Source organism: Paenarthrobacter nitroguajacolicus, from assembly GCF_007786235.1.
GTDB lineage: Bacteria > Actinomycetota > Actinomycetes > Actinomycetales > Micrococcaceae > Arthrobacter > Arthrobacter nitroguajacolicus_A.
Genome location: NZ_VNFK01000012.1, coordinates 32359 through 52131, shown reverse-complemented (window position 1 = coordinate 52131; position 19773 = coordinate 32359). Strand labels below are relative to the sequence as shown.

Genomic DNA, 19773 nt, shown 5'->3' with positions numbered 1-19773 from the left:
TCAGACCGTAAGGGGTACGGTGTGGTGCGCTTCAGCGCGCTGGCGGACTGTGCGCTGTTCGATGTCCTTGACCCTGTTGCTTGCCTGGACAAGCCGTTGGACGTAGACGCCCGGGGTGACAATGTGGTTGGGGTCCAGCTGGCCCGGCTCCACGATCACCTCGGCCTCGGCGATGGTCACGTTGCCTGCGGTAGCCACCACGGGGTTGAAGTTCCGTGCGGTGTAGCGGTACACCAGGTTGCCGTCCGTGTCCGCGGTGTGGGCGTGGACCAGTGCGACGTCGGCGGTGATGGCGCGCTCGCGGACGTACGTGACGCCGTCGAACTCTTCCAGCGGCTTGCCTTCGGCAACCAGGGTGCCCACGCCGGTCCGGGTGTAGAAGGCCGGGATACCGGCGCCGCCGGCGCGGAGGCGTTCGGCCAGCGTGCCCTGCGGGGTGAACTCGACTTCGAGTTGGCCAGCCAGGTATTGCTCAGCGAAGAGCTTGTTCTCGCCCACGTAGGAAGCAATGACTTTGCGGACCTGGCCCGCCTCGATCAGCACGCCCAGGCCCTTGCCATCCACACCCATGTTGTTCGAGACGATGGTGAGGTCCTTGGCGCCCGACTCGCGGACGGCGTCGATCAGGTCGGCGGGGATGCCGCTCAAGCCAAAACCTCCGACGGCGATGGTCAAGCCGTCTGCCATCAGGTCATGGAGCGCTTGGGCTGCGCTCGCGTGGATCTTGGACATGGTGGACTCCTCGTTGAGTGTTAGTGAGTGGCATCCACTTTGTGGACGATCCGTTCTTTCCTTGGAGCCTAGATTTCTTCAGGGTGTGGGTCAACGGGCCATCCCGTTGGCTACTCACGCTATGGACGCTATGGTGGGTGGTGTCCATATTGTGGATGAAATCTTCGGGAGGCCACTATGGCGGTACAGGGAGCGCAAGTGGTGGGGCGCGTAGCGCTGCTGCTTCGGCTGGTGGGACGGAAGCCTGAGGGCACTTCGTTGGCGGGTTTGGTTCGTGAATCCGGGCTGACCAGGCCAACTGTGCACCGGCTACTGACCTCGCTGGCTGCGGAGGGGCTGCTGGAACACGATATGAGTTCCGGTAAATGGGTGCTGGGGCCCGAGGTCTTTCTGTTGGGGTCGGTAGCGGCGGCTCGATTCCCCATGGAGGACATTGCCCGGCCGTCCCTGCGAAGGTTGGCTGCCGAGACCGGCGAGAGCGCGTTCTTTTCGATTCGACGGGGCAACGAGACCGTGTGCGTGCTGCGCGAAGAAGGGTCATTCCCGGTGAGGTCATTCGTGCTGCACGAGGGCGTTCGCTTCCCGCTGGGGGTGGCTTCCGCGGGCACGGCCATCATGGCGTTCCTGCCTCCCAAGGAGCAGGAATCCCTGTTGGCCGATTGGCCGGCGCACGCAGCCGATTTTGCTGCGGGACATCCTGCGGACGTGGTGCGGGACAACCTGGAGCAGACCCGTTTGACCGGCTACTCCGTGAATCCCGGACTGATTCTTGAGGGCAGTTGGGGGATGGGTGCTGCAGTGTTTGACCAACAGACAAGGCCTGCGTGGGCTCTATCCCTGACCGGTATTGAGCCCCGGTTCCGGCCGGACCGTCAGGAGTTCCTGGGCAAGCTGTTGCTCGAGGAAGCGCACCGGATGACGGCGCGGTTGCAGGGCGCCTAGTTGGGTGGTGTTCAGCGCAGGTCCAGGCGCATGAGCACCCGGGGGAAACCGTTGAGTACGGACGTCGTCTCGGCGACCTTCTTGAACCCGGCCTTCTCAAAGAGCCTGCGCGTGCCCACGTACGCCATGGTCAGGTCCACCTTGCCGCCCTTGTTGTCTACGGGGTACCCCTCGAGCGCCGGGGCACCGTGGCTCTTCGCGAACTCGATGGCCCCGCGTAACAGCTCATGCGAGATGCCTTTTCCACGATGCCCCGGCCGCACACGTAGGCACCACACGGACCATACCTCGGAGTCGTCCACATGGGGGATCTTCCGGTTCTTCGCGAAACTGGTGTCCGCGCGCGGGTGCACCGCTGCCCACCCAACTACTTCGTCGCCGTCGTACGCCAAAACCCCGGGAGGCGGCTCCTCCGCCACCAGTTTCTTCACGAACTTCCCACGCTCCTGCCTCTGGAGCTCGTTGTTCAGCTTCGACGGGATTCGATAACTCAAGCACCAGCACACATTGGCGTCGGGGCTTTTAGGACCAACCATGGTCTTCACGTCATCGAACACCGTGGCGGGGCGAACTTCGATTCCCATGCCGCCCATCCTGTCATCCGTGCCGCGGGTGGGCAACGGGCTGCATCGGACACCGGTGACTACGGCGGTGCGGCACCATGCCCAGCATTTCCGAGGAATCGGCCACCCAAATGCGCACGGTGCCCAAGATGAAACGGCGAGGTTGTGCTGCTTCGAGGGGCGTGAGTACGGTCACACAAAAAGGGGCCTCCTTGCCCATTTCGCGGTTCAGGGGACCAGCCCCAACCGCCGCTGGAGACGACATGACAAAGGTGTGTGGAGTTTGTTTGTAGATGAGCTATGCCCTTCAACAGAACATGAGGTTCTTCCAAGGACGGGGGGAGAAGGCCTCATCCAGTTAATTACCCCTGACGGCAAGCGACGGGAGAGTCCGGAGTTCGACGACTGGGTGCTGGACGTTACCGATGAGCAGCTTGCCTCGCTGTATGAGGACATGGTGGTCATCAGGAGGATCGACACGGAGGCCACCTACCTTCAGCGTCAAGGTGAACTCGCACTCTGGCCGCCGCTCCTGGGGCAGGAAGCCGCCCAGATCGGATCCGGTCGGGCCCTTCGTGAAGACGACTTCGTGTTCCCCAGCTACCGGGAGAACGGCGTGGCATATTGCCGCGGCGTGGACCTCGGGGACATCGTTCGCGTTTGGCGCGGCAACGCGCATTCAGGATGGGACCCGTACGAGCTGAACATGGCCACACCCCAGGTCATCATCGGCGCACAGTCCCTGCACGCCACCGGCTATGCCATGGGACTCAAGAACGACGACAGCGAAGCTGTGGCCCTGACGTATTTCGGTGATGGCGCAACAAGCCAGGGCGACGTCAACGAAGCCATGATATTTGCCGCCAGTTTTCAAGTGCCGGTCATCTTCTTCTGCCAAAACAACCAGTGGGCTATCTCCGAGCCCGTGGGCCTGCAGGCCCGCGTGCCCATCTCTTCCCGCGCTCCGGGCTTTGGCATCCCCTCCATGCGCGTGGACGGAAACGATGTCCTCGCCGTCCTCGCGGCCACCCGGGTTGCCCTGCACCGAGCCAGAACAGGCGGAGGACCGACCTTCATAGAAGCCGTTACCTACCGCATGGGTCCGCATACCACCGCTGACGATCCCACCCGCTACCGTGACGAGGCAGAGATGGGAGAGTGGGCGGCGAAGGACCCCATCTCCAGGCTTGGTGCGCTGCTGAAGAGTCGGGGAGTCCTCACTGAGGCCCTTGAATCATCGGTCACCGCAGCAGCGGACGCTGTCGCCAAGGAGATGCGCCACGCCTGCATCACCATGCCGCCCCCAGCCCCCATGGATGTCTTTTCCCACGTCTACAGCGAGCCGAATTCAACATTGGACACACAGAAGGAAAACTACGCCCGCTACCTCCAATCGTTCCCAGCGGACAGCGTCGAAGGGATCAACCAATGAGCAGCATGACCTTCGGCCGGGCGATCAACGCCGGCTTGCGCAAGTCGTTGGAGGATGATCCGAAAGTCATCCTCCTGGGAGAGGACATCGGCAAGCTCGGTGGCGTCTTTCGAGTAACGGACGGACTCCAGAAGGATTTCGGAAGCCATCGGGTGGTGGACACACCGCTGGCCGAAGCCGGAATCATGGGCTGCGCCGTTGGCCTCGCGTACCGCGGCTACCGGCCGGTGGTGGAGATCCAATTTGATGGATTCATCTACCCTGCGTTCGACCAGATCGTTTGCCAAGTGGCAAAGCTGCATTACAGGACCCAAGGCAAGGTCACCATGCCAATTACCATTCGGGTGCCGTTCGGCGGTGGCATCGGTTCCCCCGAACACCACTCCGAGTCGCCCGAGGCGTACTTCACGCACACGTCAGGTCTGCGCGTGGTGGCTGTTTCCAACCCACAGGACGCCTACTCCATGCTGCGGCAGGCTATTTCTTCAGATGATCCGGTGCTCTATTTCGAGCCGAAACGCCGCTATCACATCAAGGGCGAGGTGAAGGAACATGCCGAACCAAGCCTGCCGATGGGCAGTGCACAGGTGGTCACCGAGGGCAGGGACGTGACCCTGGTAGCCTACGGACCGCTGGTTCGGACGGCTTTGGACGCAGCGACAGCTGCCGCCGACGACGGCGTGTCGGTGGAAGTCATTGACCTCCGGAGCCTGTCTCCCATTGACTACTCCATAGTGGAAGCCTCGGTCCGGAAGACGGGCCGCCTGGTGGTCGCACACGAAGCCTCCCAGTCGGGCGGTCTGGGTGCGGAAATCGCCACCACCATTACGGAGAGGTGTTTTCACTTCCTGGAAGCCGCTCCGGTGCGGATCGCCGGCTTCGACATTCCCTACCCACCGTCGAAGTTGGAAGCGCACCACCTGCCGGACCTGGACAGGATCCTGGACGGTGTGGACCGGGCACTGGGCCGCCGGAACTCCCTGTCCGGTCTGGGAGCGTGAACGGAATGTTGAAGGAATTCAGGCTTCCGGACTTGGGGGAAGGCCTCACAGAATCCGAAATTCTCCACTGGAGAGTATCCGTGGGGGACATCGTCACGCTGAATCAGGTGATCGCAGAGGTGGAAACAGCCAAGGCAGTGGTGGAGCTTCCATCTCCCTATGCAGGCACTATTGCCGTCCTCCACGAACAGCCGGGCACGGTGGTGGAGGTGGGTACCCCCATTGTTTCGTTCGAGCTTCCCGGCGGGCTTCCCTCCGATGGAACCCCCGATGGCGGCGAGGGCAAGCGCGTGCCCACCCTGGTTGGATACGGGGCGGAGGTGGAAAGAAGCAGCCGGCCCACGCGGAAGGCGCGGAAAGCCAATCCTGGCACGCAGGATGGTTCGCTCCCCGCTGCCCTTCGTGGCGTTCCGGAGCGACCACGATCAACCCCGCCGGTCCGCAAACTGGCACGTGACTTGGGCGTGGACTTGGGTTCCATCCAGGGGACAGGTCGGAGTGGCTTGGTCACTCGCGACGACGTTCAGGCGGCCGCCGCGAAGTCAGCCGGAAGCCGGCAGCCGTTGCTGCATCCCGTGGGCGCCGGGACACAGCAGACTGCTGCCCCTCGCGAAACCAGGACACCCATCAGAGGTGTGCGGAAGCACACGGCCTCCGCGATGGTTGCGAGTGCGTTCACGGCTCCCCACGTCACGGAATTCCTCACGGTGGATGTTACGAACGGGATGGACCTGCTGGCGAGGTTGAAGGGGAATCGTGCATACGCCGGGTACAAGTTGACGCCACTGACCTTGGTGGCGAAAGCAGTACTCATCTCCCTGCGCCGCAACCCTTCGCTGAATTCCACCTGGGATGAGGCGAGGCAGGAGATCGTGCAGTTCAACTACGTCAATCTCGGAATTGCCGCTGCGACTCCCCGGGGTCTCACGGTCCCGAACATCAAAGACGCTGATGCGATGTCCTTCAAAGAGCTGTCCGCCGCCCTCAGCGAACTGACGGAGGTTGCCCGAGCAGGCAAGACGAGCCCGGCTGAGCTCTCCGGCGGTACTCTTTCCATCACCAACATTGGTGTCTTTGGAATTGATGCTGGAACGCCCATCCTCAACCCCGGGGAAGCGGCCATTTTGGCCATCGGATCAGTCCGGCAGATGCCTTGGGTGCACCAAGGCCAGGTGGCGCTGCGCAGCGTGATGACCCTTAGCCTTTCCTTCGACCACCGGTTGGTGGACGGCGAGCAGGGCTCGAAGTTCCTGGCGGACGTGGGTTCCATCGTCTCGGACCCCAGCATGGCCATTGCCATGACCTAACGCAGGAAACCGCGAGCCTTATGGGTCGACGGAAGGCGGGCCGCTCCGAAACCCGGAGCCGCCCGCCGTTGTTATGCCCCGGTCCGGGACAGCTGGCACTTGACCGTCAGGGCGTGCGGACTGCCATCGCATGAAGCAGCTGCGGCACCACGGTGGTGGCATCGCCCACTATGCCGAAATCCGCGATATCAAAGATCGGAGCATCCGCGTCCTTATTGATCGCCACAATGGTCTTTGACGATTGCATTCCCGCCCGGTGCTGAACGGCTCCGGAGATACCGAGCGCCACATACAGCTCGGGTGAAACGCTGACTCCCGTCTGGCCCACTTGTGCTCCGGAAGCGATGAAGCCGCTGTCCACTGCAGCGCGGGAAGCACCTACGGCTGCGCCGAGGGCGTCGGCGAGCTGCTCGACCAGGACGAAGTTCTCCTTGGAGAGCAACCCTCGTCCGCCCGCCACCACCCGTTCCGCCGTCCGGAGGTCGGGACGGTGCGAATCGGCACCCGGAGTGAACGCTTCGACGGCGGCCGCCGCCCGCGTGTCAACCTTCAGTCCAAGGCTGGTCACCACAGGCTCCGCAGGACGCGCCTGGCCTTCGAAGGCGCCTGGCCGGAGAGTGATGACCGGGAGTCCATCCTCGACCGTCGAATCCACTGAGTATGTGCCGCCGAGGACGAGCCGCGTGGCAACCACCATCCCGTCCTGCTTTCGGACGGCCACCGCATCGGCAGTGAGTCCTCCGCTGGCCCGGACCGCCAACCGGGCCGCTATCTCGCGTCCTGAGGTGGTGTTCACAACCAGCACGGCCGCGGGGTCGAGCGCCTGGACTGCCTTGGCGAGTGTTTCCACCTCCGGTTCCTGGAGACACGACGACGTCAGTTCCGTTTCACCGGCGAAGACGCCTTTGGCTCCAAGTGCGGCCAATTGCCCAACGGTAGAGCCGCTAAGGGAACTGGTTGCCAAGACAGCAATGGGATCGCCCAGTTGTGAAGCCGCCTTGAGGACTTCGCGGGCTCCGGGACCAGGCCCGCCGTCCTGGGACAATTCTATGAATGCCACGATGTTCGACATGGGTGATTCCTCCTACAGCAGTTGGCGGTCGGCGAGGAACTCCATGAGCTCCGTGGCGGCCGAACCATTGTGGTCAACAATCTTTCTGCCGCCTGAACGGCCCTCCACCCGGGCGACGGAGAGGATGACTGACCGTCCCGCCGTCGATACCGTGGCCCCAGAGAGTCCAAGCTCGGCCAAGGCCACGTTCTTTACTGACTTCTTCTTTGCCGTCAGAATGCCTTTGAAGGTGGGGAAACGTGCCTCTGCGGAACGTTCAGTGACGCTCATTACCGCCGGGAGCCCAGCGCGGACGGTCATGGTTCCCGTCCCGCACTCACGCCGCCCGCTGACCGACTCGGCGCTGATACCGGGGGAGTCTAAGGAGCCAACAAGCGGCAGGCGCAGGTGCTCGGCAACCATTGCCGGCACAACCCCGCACTTGCCGTCGGTGGATTCATTGCCGGTAATGACAAGATCGAATCCCTCGGCGCTGGCGGCCGCCGCAAGCACCCGGGATGTCCACATCGCGTCGGCCCCTGCCAACGCATCATCAGCCACATGCACCCCGGAGTCCGCTCCCATGGACAGGGCCTTCCGGAGGGCTTTCAACGCATCCGAAGGGCCCATGGTGAGGGCCACGACTTCCGTGCCTTTGTGCGAGTCCTTATGGCGAAGTGCCACTTCCAACGCGCGTTCGCTGATTTCGTCCAGTACATTTCCTTGCGGATCCCTCTCAAGGAATCCTGATTCAGTGTCCAGCGTTCTTTCTTCCGATGTATCTGGAACCTGCTTCACGAGCACGATGATCTTCATTGAACAACTCCTTGCATTTTCCAGAGCGCATATTTGAGCGCACAGGAATAGTTGCGAAGGACGCTACGCAGCCGAGTCAATGTGGACAATGCAGTGTCATCCGGGTGAACACGGTGATTCATTCACCATGGTCCGGAGGCCGGAAATTGTTCACCGTGCGGGGTGTTAGTCGTGGAGCAGCTGGCTGATTCGGTACGGGACCAGCTTTTTCAGCAGAAGTGACGTGGTGGTTCGCCGAATTCCCGCGCAATCGGTGATCTGTTGTCCGAGCCGGAAGAGGTCTTCGGTGTCCTTCGCCACGACCCGTATGGCGAGGTCGGCTTCTCCTGCCATCCCGTACACCTCGATGATTTCCGGGATTCCGCTCAGGGCCTCAACGGCTGCGGCAAGTGACGATTGCTCCACCTCCGCCGTGACGAGTGCCGATATGGGCAGTCCCAGTGAATCAGGGGTAATCCGGGTGCTGTTCGGCCGAAGACAGTTGGCTGCCATCTTCCTTTCGAGTCGTGCCTGGACAGTTCCCCGTGCCAACCCCAGCCTTTGGGCGAGGAAGAGGACGGGCACCCGAGGGTCGTCGTCGAGCGCCCTGAAAACGGCTTTGTCTGTTCCGTCGAAGTTCTGGAGTGCTCGGGGATCCGCATTGGCCATGACGGCAAACGTATCAGTCATGTGACGATCGTCAAGAGCGCGCCGCCGAACACCCGGAGCGAGGCGCACCACGGCCAAAACTCATTGTCCAAAAGGACGAAACAACGGCCTTCGGCTCTGCCTGTGGCACTAAGGGATCGCATTCAGCACCGCGTAATCTTCGAAGTGACATCGAGGAGAACTTCTTTCATGGCAACAGAAACCCTGCCCGCATCAGCAGAGCGAACAATTCCCACCAACCCCGTGGACTACCATTTCAAGGCATTTCCCCCAGGCATTTCCGGAATGTCCCTGGCTGAAATCCCGGAGCGCCAATGGAATGCGCTTAATGGTGATTTTTCTTTGCCGGTGATGGTGCTCAAAGAAAAAGAGCTGGCCCACAACATTGAGCGGATGGCCGGCTGGTGCAAAAAACGCGGCGTCTTCCTTGCCCCGCACGCGAAGACCACCATGAGCCCACAACTCGTTCACAGGCAGCTGGAGGCGGGAGCATGGGCCGTCACCGTCGCCACTGTCTCGCAAGCGCGGGTCCTGGCGGAGTTCGGCGTGGAGCGGATGATCATCGCCAATCAGGTTCTTGCCAGGAGTGACCTCGAGTGGATCTGCGCTTTCCGGCGGGAAGATGAAGCCAGGGAAGTGTACGTGCTGGTGGATTCCCATGCAGGCGTGCAACTGATGGACGCAGAACTGAAAATTGTTGGCGATGTGGAACGGCCCCTTCCCGTGCTGCTGGAGCTTGGCTACCACCAGGGACGGGCCGGATGCAGGACCACAGAGGAGGCTCTGGCGGTCGCTCATGCCATCGACGGCTCCTCCCACCTGGATTTGGTGGGAGTTGAAGGATTCGAGGGACTTGTCCCCGGGGAATCCGCCCTTCACCGGCTCATCGCCGCACGGACATTCCTTGCCCACCTTGCTGCGACAGTCAGGGACCTCCACAGCGCTGCCTTGCTGCCCACGAACGCGATAGTGACGTGTGGCGGCAGCTCCTACTTTGACGAAGTGGTCCGGGTATTCATCGGCGACTGGGAGGGGCCGTCCATCCGGGTGGTTCTGCGCAGCGGTTGCTACATCACGCACGATCATGGCCTCTATCAACTGACCTCGCCGTTCCGCGACGAAGCGGAGCCTTTCATTCCTGCGTTGGAGGTTTGGGCGACTGTCCTGTCTGTCCCCTCTCCAGGCTTGGCCATTGTTGGCTGTGGGCGGCGGGACGTTCCGTACGACGCCGGCATGCCGATTCCCTTGCTGGTGAGGAGCGGCGGCGTCGATCGGCCTCCCATCAACGCCCAAGTCACCTCCCTCAATGACCAGCACCTCTTCCTGTCTTTTTCCGCCCAGGACCGCATCGGAGTGGGCGACCTGGTCTGCCTCGGGATATCCCACCCGTGCTCCGCCTTCGACAGGTGGACTCTCATTCCACTTGTCGATGACTCCTACAGAGTCATGAATGCCATCAGGACCTATTTCTAGAACCGTCCACTCTGGGCGGAACAGTCGAAGGATCGGCTGACACCAACGGCACTACGGCCGATCTTAAGGAGATTCATTATGCGGGTTTATATCTCAGTGGACATGGAGGGAATTGCCGGAATCGCGACATATGACCAAGTCATTCGCGGCGGCAGCGGGTACCCCCGTGCCCAACAGCTCATGACTGCAGAAACCAATGCCGCCATTGAGGGTGCTTTCCACGGCGGCGCCACCGAGGTTCTGGTCAACGACAGCCACGGCACCATGGACAATCTCCTTCACGAGCAGCTGGACCCGCGCGCCCGCGTCATCTTCGGTTCGCCCAAAGCGTTCTGTATGGCCGAAGGACTCACCCCGGATTTTGATGTGGCGCTGTATGTCGGATACCACGCGCCGGCCGGCTCCGAGGGCGTGCTGGCGCATTCGTTTTCAGGGTACTTCGCAAGCTTCCACGTCAACGGTGCAGTGGCATCCGAGGCATCAGTCAATGCCATGTTTGCTGCCACCAGGGGAGTGCCCGTTGGCCTCGTGACAGGGGACAACGTGATCTGCGGACTGGCCCAAAGCACTTTCCCCGGTGTCCGGACCGTTCAGGTCAAGGACGCCAGAGGCGTCATGGCTGCCAACAGCTTGTCCCCGCAAGAGGCACGACGGCGGATCCGTGAGACCGCCACTGCTGCCGTGCGTGGGGTGGGCGGCACCCGCCTCCTGCCCGTCCCGGACCGTCTTCACCTGGAAATCGGATTCCAAACAGCTCTGGCGGCGGAACTCGTGGAGGCAGTGCCTGGGGTGCGCCGCACCAGCAACCTGTCGATTTCGCGGGAAGTGGAATCGGCGGATGAGCTGCTCGGCATGATCGCAACCAGTTACAACCTGGCGGGCGTCGCGGCCCGCACTGTGTACTCGCTGGTCAACCGGACCTGAACCCGCAGCACTGCTGCAGTACATCACCCTCGGGCCGAGGCCCGCATTTAAGAGGACAAACAATGATTCAAAAGAAATGGCTGCCAGCGTTGGCCGCCTCGACTGTCATCTCGTCACTGCTACTGGTGGGGTGTTCCCCGGGTCCTTCTTCATCCTCGGATGATCCAGGAACCCCGCAGCCGGGTGGGCACCTTGTCATGGCCCGGGAGGCGGACGTTGCGACGCTGATGCCGACGGACGCCACCGACAACGAGTCCATTTGGACAGTTGAGGAAATCTACGACACCCTTCTTGTTCCTTCGGTGGACGGCGAAAGCGTCCAGCCCGCCCTCGCGACGGACTGGGTCCAGTCCGAAGACAAGCTGGCCTGGACTTTCACGCTGCGGCCCGGAATCACTTTCTCGGACGGCACCCCGCTTACGTCTGCGGACGTGAAGTTCTCCCTGGACACCGCCTCGGACCCGGATCTCCCGTCCGGTTTCCTGAATGAGCAGATCGCCGTGATCGAAGCTCCGTCGCCGGAGACCGTAGTGGTGAAGACGAAAGCTGCATGGACACCCCTGCCGTCGGTGCTTGCCCTGTTCGCAAACTCCATAGTTCCCGAGAACTATGGCGGCAAGTCCAAGGAAGAGTTCGCCAAGGACCCGGTGGGATCGGGGCCTTTCAAAGTCAAGAGCTGGACCAAGGGGCAACAGTTGGAGCTCGTCAAGAACACGTCCTACTGGGGGAAAGACAAGCCGTACCTTGACGCCGTGACCTTCGTTGCCGTGGCAGATGCCAATACCAGGGCAACCCAACTGCAGGGTGGTCAGATCAGCATCAATGAGACGCCTGCCGCGAGCAGCTTCGATGCTTTGTCGTCGACTCCGGGATTGAAGGCGTCGGCATTTGAGAGCAGCCTCACCAGTTTCCTCACGCTCAACAACACCAGGACTCCCTTCTCGGATCTCCACGTGCGGCGGGCCATCGCTTATGCCATTGACCGCGAGGCGATACTCAAGGCCGCCTACTTCGGAAAGGGGGCCCCGGCCGGGTCATTCCTCAGCCCCGCGTACTGGGCGTACGACGCAAACGTGAAGGGCCGGCAGTACAACCTCGACGAAGCGAAGAAGGAGATGACGTTGTCGTCCCAGCCGCAGGGCTTCAATGCGAGCATCCTGGTGAGCAGTGGCAACGCAACCCAATTGACCATTGCCCAGATCCTGCAGGGTGAGCTTGCCGAAATAGGTATCACGCTGACCATCAACCAGATGGAGCCGGCAGCGCAGCGGGCCGCCCGGAAGTCGATGGACTACGACATGGCGATCAGTGTGGCCACCACCGACATCACGGACCCCGACGAAATGGTGCGGTTCATCGTGTCGAAAGCCGGTGGCTCCAACTCCTTGTACACAGGATATGAAAACCAGGACGTCGACGCCTTGATAAGCCAGGCGGCAGGCCTTAGTGACCAGGCTGAGAGGAAAAAGGTCTACTCCACCATCCAGGCGAAGGTTGACGACGACCAACCACTGGTGCCGCTGTTCTACCTGCCCAGCCTCTACAGTTACAGCGACAGGGTCCACGGCTTCCAGCCGTCCATCACCGGTAACTACAACCTGGTCAACACGTGGCTGTCGAAGTAGTCCCGGGAACCCAGCCGGAAGCCGAGAACCTCCGGGAATGGGGTGAGGACAGATGATCCGGTTCCTGGCCCGCCGGCTGGGCCTGCTCGTCCTGGTGGTCTGGGGCGTCGTCACGGCGACGTTCGTGCTTGTCCATGCCACTCCTGGAGATCCAGCCCGCACAACCCTGGGCGACAAAGCCTCCGAATCGGCCGTTCAAGCCCTTCGAGCCGAGTGGGGACTGGACCAGCCCCTGACCGTACAGTATTGGCATTTCCTGACTGACCTGATCAGCGGCAACTTGGGAACATCGTTCCAGTACCGGTCGCCCATAGTGTCGCTGCTCGCCGATCGGCTGCCCACCACGCTCCTGCTCATGCTGATGGCGGTGACTTTCGCCGTCGTCATCTCCCTCCCGCTTGCAACGTGGGTCGCAGTCCGCGGCCGCGGAGGCGCCGACATTGGGGTGCGGATCTTCGGAGCCGTGGCGCAGGGAACTCCTGCGTTCCTGACCGGAACTCTCTTGGTCATTGTCTTCGGCCTCAAGCTGCACTGGTTTCCCGTGGGGGGCTACGGAAGGACGACGGCGGAACACCTGCACTCACTCGTCCTGCCGTCCCTGACGATCGCCTTGGGAATTGTGCCCATGCTGGTCAACAGCCTCCGGGCGTCGCTGACGGACGCATTGCAGAGTGACTTTGTGGCTTTTGGCCACTCCAAGGGCCTGAAGCCAGCTACCGTGCTGGCCGCCTACGCCATCCGCAACGGCAGCATCTCCGGGGTAACCATCCTGGGGATCCAAGCCGGTGTCCTGGCTGGAGGGGCGCTGGTGGTGGAGAAGGTCTTTGCCATTCCGGGAATGGGAAGCCTTATGCTGGCCGGCATCCTCGGAAGGGACTTCCCAGTGGTCCAAGCAACCACCCTTGTCTTTGCCGGCATCGTGGTTGTGGTCTACCTGGTCACTGATCTTTCCTATGCACTGCTTGATCCGAGAGCGAGACTGGCATGACACAGACGCTTCTTCCCCCAACTGCACCCGCAACCGGACTCGGTGGCAGCAAACCTCCGTGGCGCTCGCGGATAAGGCCATGGGGCCGTGGATCAAACATCGAGCTCCTCATCGGGGGTGTCGTCTTCGGTGCGATGGTCCTGGCGGCAGTGTTTGCCCCGATCCTTACCCCCTACGATCCAACAGCCCAGGACCTGGCCAATGCCTTGTCGGGGCCAACGGCCGCGCACCCTCTCGGAACAGATAACCTGGGCCGGGACACGTGGAGCCGCCTTCTTTTCGGTGCCCGCAGCGACTTGGGAATTGCGGTCCTGGCTGTCCTTTTCCCCTTTGTCCTGGGGACGATTGTGGGCGCATTGTGCGGATATTTCGGGGGCTGGTTCGACACCCTCATCATGCGCATTGCGGACGTCGTTTCCGCTTTCCCGTTCTTCGTCCTGGTCATCACGCTGGTCTTCGTTTTCGGCAACGGTCCCATGAGTATTTTCCTGGCGATCAGCATTGTGAGCTGGGTTTCCTACGCGAGGATAGTGCGCGCCGAAACGCTCGTGGTCAGGGACAGGGATTTCATTCAATCCTGTGAGACGGGTGGGCTGGGCAAAGCCCGGATCGTGGTCCGGCACGTCTTGCCAAACACCATGACGCAAGCAGTTGTGTTCGCCATGAGCGACGTCGTATCCAACATCGGCGTGATCGTCACGCTGAGCTACTTCGGGTTGGGCATCGTCCCGCCGACTCCTGATTGGGGACAGATGATCAGTGACGGCCAGCAGTTCCTGGCCTCCGGAAACTACACGCTGGTGTTGATTCCGGGCGCAGCCGTTATTCTCGCCAGCCTCTCGCTCACGTTCCTGGGCGACGGAATCGCCAATGCCCTGCGAGCAAAGCGATGAACGCGGCATCAGAGGAGCAGCCACTCCTGAAGGTGGAGGGATTGTGCGTCGACGTGACCATCCAGGGCCGCGACTATGCCGCGCTCAAGGACGTTTCCTTTACGGTCCAGCGGGCTGAAGCCCATGGACTGGTAGGGGAGTCGGGCTCCGGAAAGAGCCTGGCCCTGCGGTCCCTCATGGGTTTGCTGTCGGCCAACGCCCGCGTCAGCTCGGGGAGCGCATACTTCAACGGCGCGGATCTCTTTGCCAACAGCGGCCGCAATTTCCGTAGGATCCGGGGCGCTGGTATCTCAATGGTGTTCCAGGAACCTGCGGTGGCATTGAATCCAATTGCCCGCGTTGGTACCCAGATCACGGACGGTATCGCCCAACGGAAAGGCCTGAGCAGAAAGCAGGCCAGGGATTACGCCATTCATATGATGGGTTTGGTAGGAATACCAAGCCCGGAGCTGCGGGTGGACGCTTATCCGTTCCAATTGTCCGGAGGAATGCGGCAGCGTGTCATGATCGCCGCCAGTGTGGCCTGCGAACCTGAGCTGATTCTCTGCGACGAACCCACCACCGCGCTCGATGTGACCGTGCAGGCGCAGGTCCTGGCGCTGTTTGACGGGCTGCGGGCCGAACTGAACGCCGGCATCCTGTACGTAACGCATGACCTGGCTGTGGTTTCCGAACTCTGCAGCACCATCAGCGTCCTGTACGCAGGCCGGCTGGTGGAATCCGGCACCGCTGCAGAAGTGTTGGGAAACCCGCGGGAGGACTACACGCGTGCACTTCTGGCCGCTACTCCGCGTATCGACGAACCCGGCCAACGACTTCGATCGATACCGGGGACCACACCGGCTCTTAGGGACAGGCCGGCCGGGTATTCATTCGCGATGCGGGTTGCGGACCACGCACCGGACTCGCCTTCGATCCTTCAGGAGCTCTAACGATGTCCAACACCCAGCCGACTCAGCCGGCGTCCGAGAACATCCTCGAGATGCGGGACATACGAGTCGAATTCTCCGCGGGCAAGGGCCGGAATCGCCGCAAAGTCGTAGCCTTGAACGACGTCAACTTGAGCGTCCGCAGGGGCACGATCCATGGACTGGTGGGTGAATCAGGATCCGGTAAGTCCACGTTGGCCCGTGTTCTCACGGCTTTGGAGCGATCATTCACGGGAACCGTGGTGTTCAACGGTGAAGAGTTGCCTGTCCGACGCACCAAAGAGCAGCGGCGCCATATCCAGATGGTGTTCCAGGACCCGTATTCGTCCTTGGATCCAAGGATGACCATTCGTCAATCCTTGGCCGAGCTGCTGCGGGTCCACCGAATCGTGGAACCACGGGATGTAGGTGGAAGGTGTCTTGAACTGATGGAACAAGTCCAGCTGCCGGCCAGGGCCCTGGACAGCTATCCGATTTCCATGTCCGGAGGGCAGCGCCAGAGGGTGGCCATTGCGAAGGCCCTTGCACTGGAGCCTTCATTGTTGGTCGCGGACGAAGCAGTGAGTGCCTTGGATGTTTCGGTGCAGGCCGGCATTGTCAACCTCTTGGCAGACCTGAGGGACCAACTGGGCCTTTCTGTGGTGTTCATAGCCCATGACTTGGCCGTGGTCCGGAATCTTTGTGAGAACGTCGCCGTGATGTACCACGGCAACATCGTCGAAGACGGGGAAACTGAAAGTCTCTTTACTGAACCCAAGGACCAGTACACCCAGACGCTTCTGCAGTCGATTCCGCGGATCCGTTACTAGTTCAACCCGGTTTCAACCCGGTCGAGCATTCAACCGGTCGAGCACCCTTTAAACAACTCTGCAGGAGCCCGTCCAGGCTCCTGCAGAGTTGTTGCTTAATGCCGGCAAGGAAATTACCTGAGGGACTCGCGGAGGAACATTGTCTTGGCAGCGACTGCTGCCAACTCGTACGTGGTTCCGACCATCCCCAAAAGATCCTCGGTGGTTTCGACTTCCCGGGCGATCACCATGTTGCTGACCCGGGATACCCCTGGGACGGCTTCCAGGAGCTCTGCCGCCAGGGGGTTCTGGAAGCCGATCTCGAGCCTGAGCCTGTCCGGTACGGGCAGCAGCCGGGTCTTCTCTACGCCCTGGACAGCAGCACGGGCACTCTTGCGAATGGCCGCACGGGCAAACGTGGGGGAGAGGCTGTTGGCTGCCTGGAATCCGTGGGCGACCTTGACGGGCACTGTCAGCACGCCTGGGAATTCACGTTCGGCGATGTCGCAGATGACGTCGTCGCCCGTTACCAGGCCTACTGGTACGCCGCGAGTGGCCGCGAAAAGGGCATTGATGGACGCTTCCGATGCGATCTCGCCGTTGAGCTTGAAGCTCGTAAAGAGGCCGGAGAAGCTATGGGCCAGCAGGCCCTCCACACCCGCTGGGGCGTGATATCCGATGTAGAAGGCGACGTCGAAGTCCGACGTCAGGCCCTCGGCCATGCAAAACGCCGTGGGAGTACCGAAGATAACTCGGGCGCGGGGGTCAAGGTCCTCGTGCAGGAGGTTGTTCATTGTTCCGTGGCTGTCATTGACCAGGACCTCGGTGGCGCCACCTTCGAAGGCCCCTTCCACGGCTGCGTTGGTCTCAGCTGTCATGAGGGCCTGCGCCCGGGGATAACCGCTGCCACCCCGGATGATTTGGTCGTAGGTGGCTACTCCGGAGATACCCTCCATGTCAACGGATATGTAGACCTTCATGCTGTCTCCTTCGTGAGGCTTGCAACCGGGGTGAGCTTGTACCAGCCGGTCCGGGTGACGCCGGAAGCGATGAACCCGGACGCAAACGCGCCTTCCATGATGTCGCGGAGCTGCAACCGCCACATGGCCGCTTCCTGGGGGTTGGATTTCCTCAGCGCGACGATGTCCTGCGGCGCCCGGCACCAGAGGGAGCCTGCCGATTCGAGGAGTGCAGGTTGGCCGTCAGGTCCATATTCACGGGCATTGTTCAGCGCACCCGGTGGCAGGCTCACCTCATGCACCGAGCCCTCGCTGCATTTGCTGCTTCGGGTTGAGGAAAGCGGCCACAACACCACTAGCCGGTCCGATTCATCATTGGCGTTAATGGAGTCCTGCATCGCGCCGTAGAAGTTCCTCTCATACTCGGACGTCACGGCACCGAGTTTGGACAGGTTGAAGCGGGCGTTCCGGCTGACCAGGGGGTCGAAGGTCCATGTCATGGTTTCTATGCCACGTGCCAGGGACCAAGCCCTTTGGTGTTGTTTGAGGGCGAATCCCACGCCCTTGTCCGCAACGCCGGGCAGGACTCCGGCAATCAGCGAATACGTCGATCCGTCCGGAGAGACGATGGCCACCGCGGCCCCGCACAGGACTCCCTCCGAGGTGTAGGCCGCAGAAACATTGCACCCGGCGTGGGAAATGCTGCGCAGCAGGTCAAACGGAATGGGAGCTCCTTGCGGAGACATCCCCCAGATAGCCACCAGCAGCCCTTCAATATCCTTGAGACTCTCACGGCGGTGTTCGTCGACTACTCGGACATTGGCCTTGGCGGCCGCAGATACGGCTGTAAATTGGGCCCGCTCAGCAAGGGAGAGGGCATCGAGATTGAGTGACATGATTCAATCTTGGTTCGATTAGGTGCTCTTGGCTTTGTCGGCCAGGACGAAGCCTTACCGTCCGGCTTTGTCCGGGAGAACCAGCCCAAATGAGAAATGCTCCGCCCTGCCATGAGCAGGACGGAGCATTCCTCTGAGAGGACGGTTAGCGAAGCATGCGAACGGAAGACGGGGCCAATTGTCCGTCGGCCAGTTCAAAGGTGGCCCCTTCGGCGAAGGTCGGCGTTGCAGAATTGACGAAAGGCACCACATCGACGTGCTCGATGATCTGCTTTTCAGCGGCTGCCCAGTGCTCGCATCCTGCTTCACCAGTGGCGGCGGCGGCTTTCTGGACGTTTTCCAGATAGCCGGCATTGTTGATATAAGCGAAGTTGTTGCCGTTGGGGGGCGTCGGGCCGGACACCAATGGTACGAGCTCGTTGGGCAAGGCAACGCCGATGGGCACGAATGCTGCATGCCACCCGCCTTCACCACCCAGGATGAGTGAGCTGCCTTCTGCATCCGTGACGGGCCGAAGGAGAACGTCAACCCCAATCCCGGACCAAACTTCCTTGATCAGCTCTGCGCCTGCTGCGAACGTCGGCCCCATGGTGCTTGGGTAGAAGAACTCTATTTTGAGCGGAGCGCCGTCCTTGCTTCGAACACCGTTGGGGCCCACCTTCCATCCGGCGGTATCCAAGGCGTTCTTTGCGGCCTCAAGATCGTGCTGGGGGAGGTTGCCGCTCAGTGTGTCCTGCTTGCAGGGGCTGAGTACCGGTGCAATCAGGCTGGTGGGAGGCTTGCCACTGCCGCTCGTCATCACTTGACCGAGTTCGTCGAGCTTCAATGCCTGTGTCAATGCGCGGCGAACGTTTTCGTCCGCGCCGGGCAAGCCCGGTTTCTGGTTGAACCAGATTTGTCCCAGCGCCGTGACCAGGTCCCGTTGGAACGACTTCTTGGCCTCCAGTCTCTGCTTGTCTGGCCCCACGATGGTGGCAGCGTTCACGTCACCGGAAAGGAGCAGGTTAGCCGCAGTGGTCTCATTGGAGATCACCTTCAGGACCACTTTGTCCGGCAAGCCCTCCTGTTCGGTTTTCCAGTCACCGGGACCCCAGGCGTAGTCCTTGCGCCGGGTGAGGGTGTAGTGGTCGCCCGCAGCTACCTCTGCAACTGTGTACATGCCCGTGCCGTCGGCGCCTTGGGCAAGGAGGCTCCTGTCCTTGGTGCCTGCGGCGCAGACGATCGGCAGGCTGCCCACGTTCCGGACCAGGAACGGTTCCGGCGAGACCGTGGTCACCGTGACCGTTCCTTTGTCGTTGTCCGCAACGGCGGTGGCTCCGGGAGCAACAAAGACACCTGTTCGGGTGGAGTTGTTGCCGGGGTCGCCAACGAAGTTGATGTTGGCTGCCACGATGTCCGGGGTCAGGGCAGTGCCGTCCGAACACGTGACGCCCTTGCGCAGGGTAAAGGTGGCCTCGGTGGTAGTACCTTCCCAGGACTCCGCCAAACCCGACACCACTTTGCTGTCCGGATCAAGGTTGATCAGCGAGTCGTAAAGGAATTTGGTGGCTTGCTGGGTGATGGAGTTCGATGCGAAAAGAGGGTCCAGTGATCCGGGGTCCACGCTCAGCCTCATGGTGAACGTCTTGCCGTTTGCCAGCTCGCCCCCGGTCTTCGGTGCAGAACCGGAGCAGGCGGCCATCGTCAGTGAGAGCGCGCCCACGGTGGCGACGCCGAGCGCCGCCTTGATCGTGCCTTGTGTCTTCATGGTGTTATTCTTTCGGCAAATGTGACCCGTGCCATTGGCTTGGCGGACAACTGCAGGGA

General features: G+C 61.6%; 19 protein-coding genes. 11 read left to right on the top strand and 8 right to left on the bottom strand.

Annotated features, from left to right (window positions below):
- Complete coding sequence (locus tag FQP90_RS15255) at positions 1–732, bottom strand: CoA transferase subunit A (protein ID WP_144651931.1); 732 nt, start codon at positions 730–732, stop codon at positions 1–3.
- A 177-nt stretch (positions 733–909) separates the two neighbouring features.
- On the opposite strand from FQP90_RS15255, the gene FQP90_RS15250 reads away from it, so the two are divergent.
- Positions 910–1674, top strand: a complete 765-nt coding sequence (locus tag FQP90_RS15250; protein WP_144651930.1) for an IclR family transcriptional regulator — start codon at positions 910–912, stop codon at positions 1672–1674.
- A gap of 11 nt (positions 1675–1685) precedes the next feature.
- On the opposite strand, the gene FQP90_RS15245 is transcribed toward FQP90_RS15250, so the two are convergent.
- The gene (locus FQP90_RS15245) at positions 1686–2258 is read right to left on the bottom strand and encodes a GNAT family N-acetyltransferase (protein WP_144651929.1); all 573 of its coding nucleotides are present in this window, start codon (positions 2256–2258) and stop codon (positions 1686–1688) included.
- Positions 2259–2520: 262 nt separating this feature from the next.
- Here FQP90_RS15245 and pdhA point away from each other — a divergent pair, with 262 nt between their 5' ends.
- From pdhA to FQP90_RS15230, 3 genes are read left to right on the top strand one after another with little or no spacing between them, the layout of a single operon-like run.
- Entirely contained in the window at positions 2521–3669 is a 1149-nt protein-coding gene (gene pdhA, locus FQP90_RS15240; protein WP_439898657.1) for a pyruvate dehydrogenase (acetyl-transferring) E1 component subunit alpha, read from the top strand.
- Entirely contained in the window at positions 3666–4670 is a 1005-nt protein-coding gene (locus FQP90_RS15235; protein WP_144651927.1) for an alpha-ketoacid dehydrogenase subunit beta, read from the top strand. The genes pdhA and FQP90_RS15235 overlap by 4 nt, the downstream gene beginning before the upstream one ends.
- A 5-nt stretch (positions 4671–4675) precedes the next feature.
- Positions 4676–5977, top strand: coding sequence for a dihydrolipoamide acetyltransferase family protein (locus tag FQP90_RS15230; protein WP_144651925.1), 1302 nt, complete (start codon positions 4676–4678; stop codon positions 5975–5977).
- Between the two features lie 106 nt (positions 5978–6083).
- Here FQP90_RS15230 and FQP90_RS15225 read toward each other — a convergent pair whose 3' ends face one another.
- From FQP90_RS15225 to FQP90_RS15215, 3 genes are all read right to left on the bottom strand, one after another.
- On the bottom strand, positions 6084–7049 hold the full coding sequence (locus tag FQP90_RS15225; protein WP_144651923.1) for an electron transfer flavoprotein subunit alpha/FixB family protein: 966 nt from the start codon (positions 7047–7049) through the stop codon (positions 6084–6086).
- 12 nt (positions 7050–7061) lie between these two features.
- Entirely contained in the window at positions 7062–7844 is a 783-nt protein-coding gene (locus tag FQP90_RS15220) for an electron transfer flavoprotein subunit beta/FixA family protein (protein WP_144651921.1), read from the bottom strand.
- Positions 7845–8009: 165 nt separating this feature from the next.
- Positions 8010–8513, bottom strand: a complete 504-nt coding sequence (locus FQP90_RS15215; RefSeq protein WP_244296795.1) for an Lrp/AsnC family transcriptional regulator — start codon at positions 8511–8513, stop codon at positions 8010–8012.
- 168 nt (positions 8514–8681) lie between these two features.
- On the opposite strand from FQP90_RS15215, the gene FQP90_RS15210 reads away from it, so the two are divergent.
- From FQP90_RS15210 to FQP90_RS15180, 7 genes are all read left to right on the top strand, one after another.
- Entirely contained in the window at positions 8682–9965 is a 1284-nt protein-coding gene (locus tag FQP90_RS15210; protein ID WP_144651919.1) for an alanine racemase, read from the top strand.
- A gap of 78 nt (positions 9966–10043) precedes the next feature.
- Entirely contained in the window at positions 10044–10889 is an 846-nt protein-coding gene (locus FQP90_RS15205; protein WP_144651917.1) for a M55 family metallopeptidase, read from the top strand.
- Between the two features lie 62 nt (positions 10890–10951).
- Positions 10952–12514, top strand: a complete 1563-nt coding sequence (locus FQP90_RS15200) for an ABC transporter substrate-binding protein (protein ID WP_144651916.1) — start codon at positions 10952–10954, stop codon at positions 12512–12514.
- 52 nt (positions 12515–12566) lie between these two features.
- Positions 12567–13502 carry an ABC transporter permease gene (locus FQP90_RS15195; protein WP_144651914.1) on the top strand — a complete coding sequence of 312 codons (936 nt, stop codon included), beginning with the start codon at positions 12567–12569 and terminating at the stop codon, positions 13500–13502.
- Positions 13499–14395, top strand: a complete 897-nt coding sequence (locus FQP90_RS15190) for an ABC transporter permease (protein WP_144651912.1) — start codon at positions 13499–13501, stop codon at positions 14393–14395. The genes FQP90_RS15195 and FQP90_RS15190 overlap by 4 nt, the downstream gene beginning before the upstream one ends.
- Entirely contained in the window at positions 14392–15327 is a 936-nt protein-coding gene (locus FQP90_RS15185) for an ABC transporter ATP-binding protein (protein WP_144651910.1), read from the top strand. Before FQP90_RS15190 ends, FQP90_RS15185 begins: the two co-directional genes overlap by 4 nt.
- Positions 15328–15329: 2 nt before the next feature.
- The gene (locus tag FQP90_RS15180; RefSeq protein WP_144651908.1) at positions 15330–16133 is read left to right on the top strand and encodes an ABC transporter ATP-binding protein; all 804 of its coding nucleotides are present in this window, start codon (positions 15330–15332) and stop codon (positions 16131–16133) included.
- A 113-nt stretch (positions 16134–16246) separates the two neighbouring features.
- On the opposite strand, the gene FQP90_RS15175 is transcribed toward FQP90_RS15180, so the two are convergent.
- The 3 genes from FQP90_RS15175 to FQP90_RS15165 all read right to left on the bottom strand — a co-directional run bounded on the left by FQP90_RS15175 (position 16247) and on the right by FQP90_RS15165 (position 19714).
- Complete coding sequence (locus tag FQP90_RS15175) at positions 16247–17092, bottom strand: M55 family metallopeptidase (RefSeq protein ID WP_144651906.1); 846 nt, start codon at positions 17090–17092, stop codon at positions 16247–16249.
- Positions 17089–17967 (bottom strand): hypothetical protein, encoded by an 879-nt coding sequence (locus FQP90_RS15170; RefSeq protein ID WP_144651904.1) that lies wholly within the window; start codon positions 17965–17967, stop codon positions 17089–17091. The genes FQP90_RS15175 and FQP90_RS15170 overlap by 4 nt, the downstream gene beginning before the upstream one ends.
- A 145-nt stretch (positions 17968–18112) precedes the next feature.
- Positions 18113–19714 carry an ABC transporter substrate-binding protein gene (locus FQP90_RS15165; RefSeq protein ID WP_144651902.1) on the bottom strand — a complete coding sequence of 534 codons (1602 nt, stop codon included), beginning with the start codon at positions 19712–19714 and terminating at the stop codon, positions 18113–18115.
- Positions 19715–19773 lie beyond the last annotated feature (59 nt).

Bases quoted from the DNA above. Each gene is read 5' to 3' on its own strand.
- FQP90_RS15255 (WP_144651931.1), bottom strand. From the start codon at position 732: ATGTCCAAGATCCACGCGAGCGCAGCCCAAGCGCTCCATGACCTGATG.
- FQP90_RS15250 (WP_144651930.1), top strand. From the start codon at position 910: ATGGCGGTACAGGGAGCGCAAGTGGTGGGGCGCGTAGCGCTGCTGCTT.
- FQP90_RS15245 (WP_144651929.1), bottom strand. From the start codon at position 2,258: ATGGGAATCGAAGTTCGCCCCGCCACGGTGTTCGATGACGTGAAGACC.
- FQP90_RS15235 (WP_144651927.1), top strand. From the start codon at position 3,666: ATGAGCAGCATGACCTTCGGCCGGGCGATCAACGCCGGCTTGCGCAAG.
- FQP90_RS15230 (WP_144651925.1), top strand. From the start codon at position 4,676: ATGTTGAAGGAATTCAGGCTTCCGGACTTGGGGGAAGGCCTCACAGAA.
- FQP90_RS15225 (WP_144651923.1), bottom strand. From the start codon at position 7,049: ATGTCGAACATCGTGGCATTCATAGAATTGTCCCAGGACGGCGGGCCT.
- FQP90_RS15220 (WP_144651921.1), bottom strand. From the start codon at position 7,844: ATGAAGATCATCGTGCTCGTGAAGCAGGTTCCAGATACATCGGAAGAA.
- FQP90_RS15215 (WP_244296795.1), bottom strand. From the start codon at position 8,513: ATGACTGATACGTTTGCCGTCATGGCCAATGCGGATCCCCGAGCACTC.
- FQP90_RS15210 (WP_144651919.1), top strand. From the start codon at position 8,682: ATGGCAACAGAAACCCTGCCCGCATCAGCAGAGCGAACAATTCCCACC.
- FQP90_RS15205 (WP_144651917.1), top strand. From the start codon at position 10,044: ATGCGGGTTTATATCTCAGTGGACATGGAGGGAATTGCCGGAATCGCG.
- FQP90_RS15200 (WP_144651916.1), top strand. From the start codon at position 10,952: ATGATTCAAAAGAAATGGCTGCCAGCGTTGGCCGCCTCGACTGTCATC.
- FQP90_RS15195 (WP_144651914.1), top strand. From the start codon at position 12,567: ATGATCCGGTTCCTGGCCCGCCGGCTGGGCCTGCTCGTCCTGGTGGTC.
- FQP90_RS15190 (WP_144651912.1), top strand. From the start codon at position 13,499: ATGACACAGACGCTTCTTCCCCCAACTGCACCCGCAACCGGACTCGGT.
- FQP90_RS15185 (WP_144651910.1), top strand. From the start codon at position 14,392: ATGAACGCGGCATCAGAGGAGCAGCCACTCCTGAAGGTGGAGGGATTG.
- FQP90_RS15180 (WP_144651908.1), top strand. From the start codon at position 15,330: ATGTCCAACACCCAGCCGACTCAGCCGGCGTCCGAGAACATCCTCGAG.
- FQP90_RS15175 (WP_144651906.1), bottom strand. From the start codon at position 17,092: ATGAAGGTCTACATATCCGTTGACATGGAGGGTATCTCCGGAGTAGCC.
- FQP90_RS15170 (WP_144651904.1), bottom strand. From the start codon at position 17,967: ATGTCACTCAATCTCGATGCCCTCTCCCTTGCTGAGCGGGCCCAATTT.
- FQP90_RS15165 (WP_144651902.1), bottom strand. From the start codon at position 19,714: ATGAAGACACAAGGCACGATCAAGGCGGCGCTCGGCGTCGCCACCGTG.